The sequence below is a fragment of the uncultured Abiotrophia sp. genome, assembly GCF_963520105.1.
Taxonomy (GTDB): Bacteria; Bacillota; Bacilli; order Lactobacillales; family Aerococcaceae; genus Abiotrophia.
Genome location: NZ_CAUQPN010000001.1, coordinates 247,771 through 261,974 on the forward strand (window position 1 = coordinate 247,771; position 14,204 = coordinate 261,974).

At 46.7% G+C, this 14,204-nt stretch carries 12 protein-coding genes and 1 other RNA gene; 11 read left to right on the forward strand and 2 right to left on the reverse strand.

Going from position 1 to position 14,204, the window contains the following annotated elements; genetic code table 11:
* The first annotated feature begins 185 nt into the window (after positions 1–185).
* The 7 genes from ftsA to brnQ all read left to right on the forward strand — a co-directional run bounded on the left by ftsA (position 186) and on the right by brnQ (position 9,284).
* Complete coding sequence (gene ftsA, locus RWO08_RS01150; protein WP_291428915.1) at positions 186–1,661, forward strand: cell division protein FtsA; 1,476 nt, start codon at positions 186–188, stop codon at positions 1,659–1,661.
* Between the two features lie 19 nt (positions 1,662–1,680).
* The gene (gene ftsZ, locus RWO08_RS01155) at positions 1,681–2,964 is read left to right on the forward strand and encodes a cell division protein FtsZ (RefSeq protein WP_070755334.1); all 1,284 of its coding nucleotides are present in this window, start codon (positions 1,681–1,683) and stop codon (positions 2,962–2,964) included.
* Between the two features lie 112 nt (positions 2,965–3,076).
* Positions 3,077–3,331, forward strand: a complete 255-nt coding sequence (locus tag RWO08_RS01160) for a YggT family protein (protein ID WP_070755335.1) — start codon at positions 3,077–3,079, stop codon at positions 3,329–3,331.
* Positions 3,332–3,335: 4 nt separating this feature from the next.
* Positions 3,336–4,118, forward strand: a complete 783-nt coding sequence (locus RWO08_RS01165) for an RNA-binding protein (protein WP_070755336.1) — start codon at positions 3,336–3,338, stop codon at positions 4,116–4,118.
* Positions 4,119–4,149: 31 nt separating this feature from the next.
* On the forward strand, positions 4,150–4,836 hold the full coding sequence (locus tag RWO08_RS01170) for a DivIVA domain-containing protein (RefSeq protein ID WP_314211058.1): 687 nt from the start codon (positions 4,150–4,152) through the stop codon (positions 4,834–4,836).
* A 258-nt stretch (positions 4,837–5,094) separates the two neighbouring features.
* On the forward strand, positions 5,095–7,881 hold the full coding sequence (ileS, locus tag RWO08_RS01175; protein ID WP_314179986.1) for an isoleucine--tRNA ligase: 2,787 nt from the start codon (positions 5,095–5,097) through the stop codon (positions 7,879–7,881).
* Positions 7,882–7,946: 65 nt separating this feature from the next.
* On the forward strand, positions 7,947–9,284 hold the full coding sequence (gene brnQ / locus RWO08_RS01180) for a branched-chain amino acid transport system II carrier protein (RefSeq protein WP_314211059.1): 1,338 nt from the start codon (positions 7,947–7,949) through the stop codon (positions 9,282–9,284).
* 76 nt (positions 9,285–9,360) lie between these two features.
* On the opposite strand, the gene ssrS is transcribed toward brnQ, so the two are convergent.
* Together ssrS and RWO08_RS01190 are read right to left on the reverse strand one after the other, a co-directional pair.
* A non-coding RNA gene (gene ssrS / locus RWO08_RS01185) (6S RNA) lies at positions 9,361–9,550 on the reverse strand.
* A 47-nt stretch (positions 9,551–9,597) separates the two neighbouring features.
* The gene (locus tag RWO08_RS01190; protein WP_314211060.1) at positions 9,598–10,872 is read right to left on the reverse strand and encodes a replication-associated recombination protein A; all 1,275 of its coding nucleotides are present in this window, start codon (positions 10,870–10,872) and stop codon (positions 9,598–9,600) included.
* 151 nt (positions 10,873–11,023) lie between these two features.
* Here RWO08_RS01190 and RWO08_RS01195 point away from each other — a divergent pair, with 151 nt between their 5' ends.
* The 4 genes from RWO08_RS01195 (at position 11,024) to RWO08_RS01210 (ending at position 14,197) form a co-directional block, all read left to right on the forward strand.
* A complete protein-coding gene (locus tag RWO08_RS01195) occupies positions 11,024–12,184 on the forward strand; it encodes a cysteine desulfurase family protein (protein WP_314211061.1) in 1,161 nt (386 codons plus the stop codon).
* 19 nt (positions 12,185–12,203) lie between these two features.
* On the forward strand, positions 12,204–12,539 hold the full coding sequence (locus RWO08_RS01200; RefSeq protein WP_023390931.1) for a hypothetical protein: 336 nt from the start codon (positions 12,204–12,206) through the stop codon (positions 12,537–12,539).
* 121 nt (positions 12,540–12,660) lie between these two features.
* The gene (gene mnmA / locus RWO08_RS01205; protein ID WP_311465144.1) at positions 12,661–13,788 is read left to right on the forward strand and encodes a tRNA 2-thiouridine(34) synthase MnmA; all 1,128 of its coding nucleotides are present in this window, start codon (positions 12,661–12,663) and stop codon (positions 13,786–13,788) included.
* Positions 13,781–14,197, forward strand: coding sequence for a GNAT family N-acetyltransferase (locus RWO08_RS01210; protein ID WP_314211062.1), 417 nt, complete (start codon positions 13,781–13,783; stop codon positions 14,195–14,197). The genes mnmA and RWO08_RS01210 overlap by 8 nt, the downstream gene beginning before the upstream one ends.
* The last annotated feature ends 7 nt before the right edge of the window (positions 14,198–14,204 follow it).

Consider the following 14,204-nt stretch of genomic DNA (forward strand, 5'->3'; position numbering starts at 1 on the left):
AAGGCTTTACTATGTGAATAAGAACTAACAGAGACAAATAAGGAAAAAATCTATATTAATTCTTTGTGACAGGCATTATTTCGCTTCATATCAAGGCCAGTATGTGATAGAATTATAGGGAGAGATTATATCTCATCCAGGGAGATCAAGCTTCCCTGTGAGAGGACAAAGGAGGGCTAACGCTTGTGAGAACCCCAGAAATTTTTGTTAGTTTAGATATTGGGACTACCTCAATTAAAGTGGTTGTAGCTGAGCACATGAATGGCCAAGTCAATATTATTGGCGTAGGTAACGCGAAGTCACGTGGCTTAAGCCGTGGCGTAATCGTTGATATCGATGAGACGGTCTATTCCATTCAACAGGCCATTGCGCAAGCAGAGCAAAAAGCACAAGTTAAAATAAATGATGTCATTGTCGGCGTACCAAGTAACAAGCTGATGATTGATAACTGTCACGGTATGATTGCTGTTTCCAGTGATACCCGTGAGATTACCGAAAAAGATGTTAATAATGTCATTATGGCTGCTAAGGTGCGGTCTGTTCCACCTGAACGGGAAATTATTTCCATCATTCCAGAAGAATTTATTGTGGACGGTTTTACCGGTATCCGCGATCCTCAAGGTATGATTGGGGTCCGGCTAGAACTCTATGCGCGCCTGATTACAGGTCCTAAGACCATCATCCACAATATTCGTCGTTGTGTGGAGAAGGCTGGACTCAACATTACGGAATTGGTGGTACAACCTCAAGCTATTGCAGAAGTAGCCCTAACTCCTGATGAACGTGAATTTGGGACCATCATTGTAGATATGGGTGGGGGACAAACCAGTGCCTCAATTATTTATGACAACCAATTGAAGTATTCCTTCGTTGACCAAGAAGGTGGCGACTTCGTCACCAAGGATATTTCCTTAATCCTTAATACTTCCTTAGAGAATGCAGAACGGATTAAACGTGAGTTTGGTTATGCGGTCTCTCGTCAGACTTCTGAAGAAGAATACTTCCCAGTGGAGACAGTTGGACGTAAGGAACCTGTTCGCGTAGATGAACGCTATTTATCGGAAATTATTGAAGCTCGTTTAGCGCAAATCTTTGAGACAGTTCGAGATGACTTGGAAGGGGTCGATGCCCTCGACTTACCAGGCGGTTTTGTTTTGACTGGTGGAGCGGCTTCCTTGCCAGGTGTCTTAGAATTAGCCCAAGAGTATTTTGGTCCTAAGGTTCGCCTCTATATCCCAGAGCAAATGGGTATGCGGAACCCAGTCTTTACGACAGCTATTGGCATGGTAGAATATGCTGCAGGCTTAGATGTTGTTCATCGCATTGCGCAAGGAACTTATCAAGCAGCAAGTGCACCACGTCAGGATCGTGGATATGAACGATCTTATCAAGAGCCTGTATCACAGGATGTAACGAATCAGCCAATGATGCCACCGCGTCAACAAGCACCTCGGCGTCCGGCAAGACCAGAGCGTCAACGACCGGTAGCAGAACCTGTGTCAGACTACGATGCATACTCCAATCTGGGAGGCTATGCTGCAGAAGAGCCAAACTATGTTCCAGATCCAGAGGCTGGGGTTAATTATGATAACCAAGTCCCTGTGGTAGGTAATGGGATTATCAGTAAAATTCAAGCATTTTTCAGAACATTTTTCGATTAAGATTCAGGAGGAACGATTTATGGAATTAGCATTTGATTCAATTAACGGCCGTGACGGCGCCGTTATCAAAGTCATCGGGGTCGGCGGGGCCGGCGGTAATGCCGTTAACCGTATGATCGCAGAAGGCGTCCAAGGGGTAGAGTTCATCGTAGCAAATACAGATACTCAAGCTCTCAAAGGCTCACAAGCAGAAACTAAGATTCAATTAGGCCCTAAGGTAACCAAGGGCTTGGGGGCAGGTTCAGTCCCTGAAGTCGGTCTTAAGGCTGCTGAAGAAAGTGAAGAACAAATCCGTACAGTACTTGAAGGCGCAGACTTAGTCTTCGTAACAGCTGGTATGGGTGGGGGGACCGGTACGGGTGCTGCTCCAATCGTAGCTCGCATTGCCAAAGAATTAGGCGCCTTAACAGTGGGTGTTGTGACGCGTCCATTCACCTTTGAAGGGCCTAAACGTGGCCGTTACGCCGCTGAAGGTCTTAAGAACTTGAAGGAAAACGTGGATACCTTGGTGACCATCTCTAACAACCGTCTCTTAGAAATCGTTGACCGTAAGACGCCGATGTTAGAAGCTTTTTCTGAAGCTGACAACGTTTTACGTCAAGGGGTACAAGGGATTTCTGACTTGATTACTGCGCCAGGTTACGTAAACTTGGACTTCGCTGACGTGAAGACAGTCATGAAAGATCAAGGGACTGCTCTCATGGGGATTGGGGTTGCTTCTGGTGAAAACCGTACAGCTGAGGCAACTAAGAAGGCTATTTCTTCTCCACTCTTGGAAGTTTCAATCGATGGGGCAGAACAAATCCTCTTGAACATTACCGGTGGTTCTGACTTAACCCTCTTTGAAGCTCAAGATGCTAGCGAAATCGTGGCCAACGCTTCAACTAGCGATGTTAACATCATCTTCGGTACATCTATCAATGAAAATCTTGGCGATGAGGTAGTAGTTACTGTTATCGCAACTGGGATTGATACTGAGAAGAATGCACCTAGCAAGATGGCTCAACGCCCAGCGCGCAACAATTATAATGCAGCGCCTGCAAGCAATGCGCCTGAATCAAGCCAACCAGCGGTGTCTGCAAGTAACGACATCGAATTGGTACCACGCGGTCGCGAGAGCGAACGTGACTTATTCAGTGACTGGGATATCCGTCGTGAACAAAACACTCGTGAATCTGCTCATGAGATGCCACAGCGGACTTTCCAACGTTCAAGTGACGTTAGCCGTAACCGTCAAGTTGATACAACGGAAGATAACGAACTTGATACACCACCGTTCTTCCGCAAACGCCACCGTGGCTAAGCTAAGTAACTAGTCGCAAGCATCATGGGCACGTAAGGCTACGCTTCTAGCAGCTAGCCAGCGTGCCCATAACTGTTATGGAAGAAAAAATGAGCGAAGAGGTAGAGCTATTATGCTGATACAATTTATTTCTTGGGCCTTTACTACTTACGAGACCCTCATTATTATTTGGGCCATCATGTCTTGGTTTCCTGATGCCCGTTACAGTGACTTAGGACGTTGGGTAGGTAGCCTAGTCGAGCCTTATGTTGAGCTTTTTGATCGCTTTATCCCGCCTGTAGGGGGCTTGAGTTTTTCAGTTATGGCGGCGCTGATGGTTCTCTACCTGGTTCAAAATTTCCTTATGCGATTGTTAGTTGGAGTGTAGTCCCATGAAAGAGGGTATATATCAACATTATCGTAAAGAGGAGCAGGCCTTTATTGACTATGTACTAGAACAGATGGCCTATGCGGCTAGTCGCTATTGTCCGGTAACTAGTTACTTTGTGACTCCGCGCGAAGCCCTGATTGCCCAGCAACTGGCTAATGGACAAGATGAAGTTCAATTAGCCTGCCAAGGCGGTTTGCCAGGCGCTGAACGTCAAAGACTGGTTTTTTATCCTCAGTATTATGATTTAGAAACTAGCGACTTCCAGATTCAAGCCTTGAAGATTCACTTTCCGCAGAAATTTGCTAATATTCGACATGGTTCTATCCTAGGTTCCCTCCTGGGGGCTGGCTTAGAACGCAACCGAATCGGGGACATCATTACCGATGGACAGGACTGGCAGGTACTAGTGGATGCCAAGATTGCGCCTTATGTTTGTCAAAATGTGACTAAAATGGGAAATGTCGGGGTAAGGCTTGAATATATCGAGCCTGATCAGGTTCTGTCGCCACAAGTCCTCTGGGAAGACCAGACGGTCATTACCACGTCATTAAGGCTTGACACTATGCTGAGTAAAGTCTATAATTTTTCTAGACAGCGTGCAAAAGAAGCCGTCTTAGGGGGCTTGGTCAAGGTCAATTATTTAGAAATTAATCGACCAGATTTTGAGCTAGAGGCAGGCGACTTTGTCTCGCTTAGGAAGTTTGGGCGTTTTCAAATCGATGCCGAGGAAGGGCTAACCCGCAAGGACAATATTCGTCTTAAGGTTAAAGTTCTAGTCGTCTAAGGAAGAAAGCAAGAGCAAAGGAGTGTGTGACATGCCAATTACACCAAACGATATTTTAACCAAAGAATTTAATCGCGAATTTAGAGGCTATGCGAAAGAAGAAGTCAATGAATTTCTAGATGAAGTGGTTGTTGACTATGAACGGTCTTTAGACCAAGTGGCTGGCCTTAAACGTAAGTTGGCGGAAGCTGAAGAGAAAATCAAGAACTTCGAGAAATTACAAGAATCCTTGAATAGCTCAATCTTGATTGCTAACGAAGCGGCTGAACGCCTCAAACAAAATGCGCGCAAGGAAGCAGAACTCATTATTTATGAGGCAGAACGTGAGTCTGATCGCATCATTGCTAATGCACATGATACCGTCAACCACTTGGCTAATGAAGTAGAACTCTTACGTCATAATGGACGCAACCTCCAATTCGAAATGCAACGCATGTTGACTCAACAATTGGATTTAATTAAGTCTCAAACTTTTGAACAGGAAATTGCTTTTGCAACACCTGCGACAGAAGATAGTCAAGCTGAAGAACGTAGTTCTGAGCGCGTGGCTGCCTTAGAACAAGAAGTGGAGACACAGGTTACATCTGACGTTGAAGAATTCGTCCATGAAACTCAAGGTGATGTAGAAGCTAAGGCAGCACCTGACAAGGATGACCAAGCTTCTGTTGAAAGTATCTTGGGCCAAACCATCAAAATTGAATTACCAGAAATGATGTAAGACCACTATCTTTTCTACACATCCCCAGCGATCTAGGAAGGGTGCAAGCCTAGAGTTCCCTGTAGAGTTGATAATCAGCTTACTTATAATGCCCGGTGAACTTTAAGTAGCCGGTGCCGCTTAAAGAGCGTTATCATGTAAGAGAATTTGTATGACTACAAATAAAATTGGGTGGTACCACGTTGCGACGTCCCGTTCTGGGGCGTCTTTTTATATTTTTTTTGTAGTTAATACTGTCAAGAAAGGAATATTGTCAATATGAAACTAAAAGAGACCCTCAACCTTGGTCAAACCGATTTCGCCATGCGGGCGAATTTGCCAACAAAAGAAGTTATCCTACAAAAAGAGTGGGAAGATGCGAATATCTATCAACAAATCCAAGCTAAGAATGCTGACAAGCCAACCTATATTCTCCACGATGGGCCTCCCTATGCTAACGGTGAAATCCACATGGGTCACGCCCTCAACAAGATTAGTAAGGATATCATCATTCGCTCTAAGTCTATGTCTGGATTCCGGTCGCCTTATGTACCGGGTTGGGACACACATGGTCTGCCAATCGAATCTGCCCTGACTAAGCAAGAAGGGGTTGACCGCAAGTCCATGTCTGTGGTCGAATTCCGCAAGCTCTGTCAAGAATATGCCCTACGCCAAGTAGAAGGTCAAAAAGCTGACTTCAAACGCTTAGGTGTGACAGGTGAGTGGGACAATCCTTACTTGACGCTAGCCCCTGAATACGAAGCGGCACAAATTCGCATTTTCGGCCAAATGGCAGCAAAAGGCTACATCTACAAGGGATTGAAGCCAATCTATTGGTCACCATCGAGTGAATCCTCCTTAGCAGAAGCCGAAGTGGAGTATGCAGATGTAACCTCTCCTTCTATCTATGTGGCCTTCAAGGTCAAAGACGGCAAAGGCATTGTGCCTGAAAATGCTGAGTTCGTAATCTGGACTACCACGCCTTGGACCTTGCCAGCTAGCTTAGGGATTTCAGTGAGTCCTGTGGCTAGCTATGTTCAAGTCAAAGTGGGAGACCGTCATTTCATCGTAGCCCAAGACTTGCTCGAGTCACTGGCTAAAACCCTCAACTGGGAAGATTACCAAGTAGAGGCTCACTATCAAGGTCAAGATCTTGATCGCCTCACTGCTTGGCATCCTTTCTATGAACGGGAGTCCCTACTCATGGTGGGAGATCACGTAACCCTAGATGCAGGGACTGGTTTGGTACATACCGCTCCTGGTCACGGGGAAGACGACTACCATATTGGTAAAGCCTATGGTTTAGATATTCTGTCCCCACTGGATAACCAAGGTCACTATACTCATGAAGCTCCTGGCTTCGAAGGTATCTTCTATGCCAAAGGGAACAAACTAGTAGTGGAATTACTCAAGGAAAAGGGTGCCCTGCTGTCTTACTCTGAATTTGTCCACAGCTACCCGCATGACTGGCGGACTAAAAAACCTGTTATTTATCGCGCGACACCTCAATGGTTTGCTTCTATTGATAAATTCCGTGAAGAATTGCTTAATGCGGTTGAAACACAAGTTAAATGGTACCATCCATCAGGTCAGCCACGTATCTACAACATGATTCGCGACCGGGGTGACTGGGTCATCTCCCGTCAACGGGCATGGGGTGTACCACTTCCTATCTTCTATGCTGAAAATGGGGAAGCGATCCTAACAGATGAAACCATTGAACATGTGGCAACCTTATTTGAAACACATGGTTCTAATGTCTGGTTCGAACGTGAGGCTAAGGACCTCTTGCCTGAAGGCTTCACGCATCCAGCTAGTCCAAATGGTAAATTCACCAAGGAAACTGACATCATGGACGTATGGTTCGACTCTGGGACCTCTTATGCAGGGGTTTTAGAAGCCAGAGATTATCTGACTTTCCCAGCAGACCTCTACTTGGAAGGGTCTGACCAATACCGTGGTTGGTTCAACTCAAGCTTTACCACTTCGGTTGCAGCTAAGGGCGTGCCACCCTATAAGGCGGTGCTGTCTCAAGGCTTCGTCTTAGACGGTAAAGGTAAGAACAAGATGAGTAAGTCATTAGGTAACGTTATTGTGCCGGCAGAAGTCATGAATGAACTTGGGGCTGATATTATCCGCCTATGGGTTCTCAGTGTTGACTCAGAATCAGATGTACGGATGTCTAAGGATATCCTCAAGCAAATTGCTGAGGCTTACCGTAAAATCCGGAATACCATCCGCTTTATGTTAAGCCATGTGTCAGACTTCGACCCAAGCAAGGATAGTGTGGCATTTGAAGACTTACGTCCAGTTGATCAATATATGACGGCTAAGTTCAAGCTTTTTGTTAACGATCTTTTAAATGCTTACGATAAGTTTGAATTTGCTAGCATCTATAAGAAGGTCATCAACTTCATGACGGTTGACTTATCTGCCTTCTACCTAGATTTTGCTAAGGACGTACTCTACATCGAAGCGCCAGATAGCTTGCCGCGTCGTCAAATGCAAACTGTTATCTACGGCATCTTACGTGACCTCTTGCCACTCTTAACTCCAGTCCTCTTACATACCATGGAAGAAGCTTGGAAGGAGTTACCAGGTGTTGAAGGTTTTGTTCAGTTAGCAGAATTCCCTCAAGCAGTTGATGGAACAGCTTACCAAGCCCTTGTGGATCAATGGAAACTCTTCTTCCACATCCAACAAGGGGTGCAAAAGGCCTTAGAGGAAGCGAAAAATGCTGAGCAAGATCCAATCAAGAAATCTTTTGAAGCAGCTGTAACCCTCTATGTCAATGAAGAACAAGCCAAGGCTTTGAAGGTCTTGAGTCAAGATTTAGATCAATTACTCATTGTCTCTCATCTAGACTTAGTGACCACGCCGGCACCAGATCACGCCTTAGTCTTAGACGATTATGCAGTTTCTGTTAGCCGCGCTCAAGGGCATGTCTGTGAACGCTGCCGGGCAGTTCGTCCGGAAGTGGGTACCATTGCGGAAGCACCAACCCTTTGCCACCGTTGCCACCAGATTGTCAAAACGCATTATCCTGCTTACTTTGAAGCAGAATAATAAAATAGTAAGTAAGAGCAACATTCCTTTCGGATGTTGCTTTTGCTTGAAATGGAGTATGATAAATGAGCAAAAAGCTTCAGTCTAAAGATGCCCTATATTTGGGGTCCATGCTTTTCGGTATGTTATTTGGGGCTGGGAACTTGATTTTCCCGGTTCACCTAGGACAAGAAAGTGGTGCTCAGGTAGGCCTAGCCGTGGTGGGGCTCTTGATTTCAGCCATTGGTCTGCCTTTCCTGACCATTCTCACTATGGGGATGTCTAAGAGTAAGAGTGTAACCGAACTAGCCAGTCGTGTCGGCAAAAAGTTCAGTGTGATTTTTACGGTCTTGCTCTATCTGGTAATTGGCCCTTTATTTGCGGTGCCACGCTTGGCAAGTACATCTTATACTATTGGGGTAGCCCCCTTTATCGAGTCGAGTCACCAGGGACATGGTCTTCTAATTTATTCCCTCATCTTCTTCCTAGTAGCGGGCTTTCTGTCCTTGAATCCGGGCAAGATTCTAGATTATATTGGCAAAATTCTTAACCCTGCCTTTTTACTGGTTTTAGGGCTACTCTTGACCCTGACAATCCTCAATCCAATGGGGCAAGCTGGGCAAATGATGGCCCAGGGGCGCTATGCTCAACAAGCAATGGCGACAGGCTTTCTGGAGGGGTATCAGACCCTGGATGTGCTAGCGGCCTTGGCTTTTGGGATTGTCATGATTCAAGCTATGAATCGTTTAGGGATTCAGGAGCCGGGCGAACTGGCTAGCGGCATGGTCAAATCCGGAGCCATTAGTATCCTCTTAATGGGCCTAATTTATGGGCTCTTGGCCTATGCTGGGGCGACTTCCTTGGGGCACTTCTCCTTGAGTGCTAATGGTGGGATTGCACTAGCTCAGATTGCTAATCACTATCTCGGTTCAGCAGGCAGTATCCTCTTGGCCTTAATTGTAATTCTAGCTTGCCTTAAGACAGGCGTAGGGCTCCTGACGGCTTTTTCGGAGGCAATGGTGGACCTATTCCCTAGTCTGGATTACAAGCATTACTTACTAGCGGTTAGCCTCTTGGCTACCCTTATCGCTAATGCCGGTTTGACTCAGATTATTGCTTGGGCCGTTCCGGTGCTCATGTTTCTCTATCCTCTGGCGATTGTCCTAGTTATGGTCACCTTACTGTGCCGAGGTCGGGCAATCGACAGCCTTTACTACCAATGGGCTATGGCACTGACAGGGATAGTGGCGCTAATCGATGGAATTCAAGCCATGCCAGAGCTAGCTTGGCTACTACCATTGAAAGCATTAGCTTCCACATTGGCTACTTATTTGCCCCTGAGTGGCCAGAGTCTAGGTTGGATTGTACCTAGCTTCTTGGGTTTGGCTATTGCACACTGGCAAGTGAGACGGAAAGTATCATAAAAAAATAAGTGAAAGAGTTTGGGCAAGCCCCAAGCTCTTTTTCTATATAAAAAAGAGGGCAGGAACCTAGTTCCTACCCAAATCCGTTAGTGCCGTTTGGTCATATAGATGTTTTGAACCCGCAATCTAAGCAGGTGGGCACCTAACGCCTAACCGCTGACTACCAAGTGAAAAGGCCTGTCATAAGTCAGCCGAGTTGGTTCCCTATATCTAAAGAAAAATGTTCGGTCAACACAGTGTATATGTCACGTACACCACAGATTTTCTATACTTTTATTATAGCACGACTTGCTAAATTTGCAAGTAAGCGCTCTTATTTTTTGAGGATTTCTTTAACTTTTTGGTAGTAGTGAGCCAAGGCTTCTTCATACTTACCGCTAGGGTCTGGCTGGAAGAATTGGCTGTGGGCTAATTCCTTAGGCAAATATTCTTGAGCTACGATATGACCAGGATAGTCGTGGGGATAGCGGTAGTCAAGTCCTCGACCCAACTTGTCTGCGCCTTGGTAGTGACTGTCTCGCAAATGGTCTGGGACTGGGGCGACTTGTCCTTGGTCAACTGCAGCCATGGCAGACTTGATAGCGCGATAGCTGGTGTTGGATTTTGGACTCAGAGCTAGGTCGATAACTGCAAAACCTAAGGGAATACTAGCTTCTGGAAGACCTAGCTTTTCAGCAGCTTGAATGGCAGCGACCGTTCGTTGCGTGGCAGCTGGGTGGCCTAGACCAATATCCTCATAGGCAATCACTAGCAGGCGACGGCAGGCCACCATCAGCTCGCCGGCAGTCAGTAATATGGCTAGGTAATAAAGGGCAGCGTCGACATCACTGCCGCGGATGGATTTTTGTAGGGCGGAGATGACGTCGTAGTGGGCGTCACCATTCTTATCTTGTTGAAGTCGGCGACGTCGCAAGCAATCACTGGCCACTGCCATGTCGATGATAATTTGCCCATTTTGGTCCGGTTGAGTTGAGAGGACTGCCAGCTCTAAGGCATTAAGGCTGGTCCGAATATCACCGCCCGAAACTTGGGCAAAATGTTCCAGAACACCATCCTGTACTTGTACAGGATACTTACCGAGCCCACGTTCTTGATCGGCTAAGGCCCGAGTCAAACCAAGGCAAACCTGCTCAGGACTGAGGGGCTTGAGTTCAAAAATTTGCACCCGGCTTCTAATAGCGGGATTGATGGCGATATAGGGGTTCTCGGTGGTCGCCCCAATCAGAATAATCCGACCGCTCTCCAGATGTGGTAGTAGGAAATCCTGTTTGGTGGTGTTTAAGCGGTGAATTTCATCCAAGAGTAAGATAAGGGTGCCAGAAAATTTGGCTTCTTCTACTACTTGTTCCAGTTCTTTCTTACCATCGGTGGCCGCATTCAGAGTTCGGAAGGCATAACGAGTCGAACCTGCAATAGCGCTGGCAATGGAAGTTTTGCCGATACCGGGCGGACCGTAGAGAATCATGGAAGTCAGGCGCTTGGCTTGCACCATGCGTTGGATAATCTTACCAGGGCCAACGAGATGTTCCTGACCTAGAATATCTTCCAGTTGACGTGGGCGCATGCGATAGGCGAGTGGTTGAAGCATGACAGGCCTCCTTTCAATCAATTATCTGCCTATTCATCATACCGCAAAAGGCCTGAGGAGACAAATCTTCTGACTAAACTTATGGATAGGCGAAAGGCTAGGAGTGTGCTATAATAAGAAGGAAAGTCTAGTCTGAGAGGAGGAGGCCAAGATGGCTATTTATCTTGATTATGCAGCGACAACACCTGTTCGTCCGGAAGTTGTCGAAGCCATCACAAGCTCCTTATCCCAACTTTATGGGAATCCCTCTAGCACTTATCAATTGGGCAAGTCTGCCAAGTATGCTCTCAATCAGGCTCGCGAGGCCATTGCCAAAGATTTGGACCTAGCCTCAGCTTCTTGCCTCTACTTCACGTCAGGGGCGACGGAAGCCAATAACTGGGCTATCTGGTCTCAGGCTCAAAGTGCTCTAGCAGTTGGTAAAGCTCGCCACTTGGTGGCTTTGGCTGTAGAACATCCTTCAGTGGATTTAGCGCTCAAGCGATTAGAAGAACAGGGCTGGACCATTTCCTGGATTCAACCCCAAGATGGGGAGAGTGACCAAGGCCTGATTGACCAATTTCTAGCGGCTAGTCAGGAAGATACTAGTGGCTGGGTAGCCATGGCGGTCAACAATGAAGTAGGCGCCATTTACCCTATTCCTGGCTTGGCACAAGAAGCTCGTCAGCGCGGTTATTTTTTCCATGTTGACTTGGTTCAAGGGATTACCAAACTGCCTTGGCAACTAGACCAGATAGCCACTTCTTGGAGCCTATCGGGCCATAAGCTGGGTGGGCCTAAAGGAATCGGCTTACTCTACTTCCAAGCATGGCAGGATCAACCAGGGCTGCAACCTTACTTGATAGGTGGCGGGCAAGAAGTTGGTATGCGAGCTGGAACTGAGAATCTAGCCTATATTCAGGGCTTGGCTCAAGCTATCCATCTATCTCTAGCAGAAGCGGAGCAGCGACAAGCGCATTTGGCAAACTTGGAAGCTTACTTCTTGGAGGAGCTAACTCGAGCAGGAATTGATTATCAAGTCAACCGTCCTCAGGCGCATCATTTGCCAGGCTTCCTTAATCTCTGGCTCAAAGGCCTCAAGGCTAGTCAGGTCTTAATCCATTTGGATTTGGCTCAGATCTATGTTTCGGCTGGCTCAGCCTGTTCGGCAGGTAGTCTAGAACCTAGTCGAGTCCTTAAAGGTTACTATCCTGACCAGGAAGACCGGCAGCGTGAAAGTATTCGTCTGACCATGGGTTTGGACGTGACGCAAGCGGACTTAGACCAAGTGGTCAAACAACTTGGCCTCTTAAAAGCAAGACAACAAAAGTAAACAAGAAAGGCGATGAATTATGGCATTCACCAAACAAGCAACCTTAAAAGGTTTTAACCGTACCTTCGAAATCAATCCAGCCTGCAAACCTTATACTTTGCGGGACAATGGCTTTACCGAGTCAACTGGCGGTAACTTTCAATACAAACGTCCTCTAGATAGCCACCATCGTGATGGCTTGGTGCTCAAGGTCTTGGTGAACAAGGACTTGAAGACCCTCAAAATCTCAACCGTTAATAACAAGGGTTTAACTGCTGTCGATGTGACCAAGTTAGCTCATAATGAAATGGTTGTGGAGAAGATTAACTTTATCTTTGACGGTTTTGTTGAGCGTAACGTTTTAACTGAAGTCTAGCCTAAGTGGGGAGAACGAGAGAGTGCTTTCGTTCTCTTCTTCTGTTATCAATTAAGCACATATGTCAGGATGCTCTGCCTTCCACGGAGTTATCCATAGAGAGAAAGAAAGGAAAAGAACAATGTCAACAAATGGAAAACGTGTCGTTTTGGGGATGAGCGGAGGCGTAGATTCTTCTGTTGCTGCCTTGCTGCTCAAGGAGCAGGGCTATGAAGTTATCGGCCTCTTCATGAAAAACTGGGATGATACTGACGAAAATGGCCACTGTACAGCGACTGAAGACTACCAAGACGTAGTCAAAGTCGCGGAGAAAATTGGAATTCCCTATTATTCTGTTAACTTCGAGAAAGAATATTGGGATCGGGTCTTTGAATATTTCTTACGCGAATATCGGGCGGGGCGTACGCCTAACCCGGATGTAATGTGTAACAAGGAAGTTAAGTTTAAGGCCTTCTTGGATTATGCTATGGAATTAGGGGCAGACTATATTGCCATGGGGCACTATGCTCGTTCGGAGCGAGATGAAAATGGGGTAGTCCACCTCTTGCGTGGCCTGGATAATAATAAGGACCAAACCTATTTCCTTAGCCAACTATCCCAAGCCCAACTCCAGAAAGCCCTCTTCCCGTTGGGCCATTTGCAGAAGTCTGAAGTCCGTGCCTTAGCAGAAAAGGCAGGCTTGGCGACTGCCAAGAAGAAGGATTCAACCGGTGTCTGCTTCATTGGAGAACGGAATTTCAATGAATTTCTTTCCAACTACCTACCCAATAAACCGGGCAAAATGGTGACCCTAGATGGTCAGGTCAAGGGCGAGCACATGGGGCTTATGTACTATACCATTGGCCAACGCCAAGGCTTAGGGATTGGTGGCGGTGGCACTAGCAATGAACCTTGGTTTGTCATTGGTAAGGATCAGACGACGCAAACTCTCTATGTAGGTCAGGGCTTCCATCATCCAAATCTCTATTCAGACTATCTGACGGCCAGTGAAGTGTCCTTTACAGCGCCTAATTTGTCGGATGTGCCAGAAGAATTCCGATGCACGGCTAAGTTCCGCTACCGTCAACAAGATATTGGAGTGACGGTTAAACTTAGCCAAGATAAGACTCAGGCGACTGTTATTTTTGATGAACCAGTCCGGGCCATTACACCGGGGCAGGCAGTGGTCTTCTATGATGGCCAAGAGTGTCTAGGTGGCGGGCTGATTGACGCGGCCTACAAAGAGGGGGTGCAACGTCAGTATGTCTAAGGCACAACTTCGTTGGACTGAAACGATTCCGCCTGTCCAAGACTATCTTGATTTGCGGATTGCCACAGGCTTGGGGGCTAAGCCCCCTCAAGAAGTGGCTGAACGTGCGCTAGCTAATTCCCTCTATATGATTTGTGCCTACCAGGGTCAGCGGCTCGTTTGTTTTGCCCGGATTGCTGGGGACGGTGCCTTATCTTATATCATCAATTCGGTCATGGTGGCACCTGAATTCCAAGGTCAAGGTCTGGGTAAGGCCCTGATGCAAGCTGTCTCGGATTGGCTCATAGCGAATGCGGATGCGTCTGCTTATGTCTGTTTGATGGCTAAGGAACCAGCCGACCGACTCTATCAGCAGTTTGGTTTTCAAGCTATTCCAGGCAATATTGGGATGCGCTGGTTGAAGCCCTAAGTCTCAT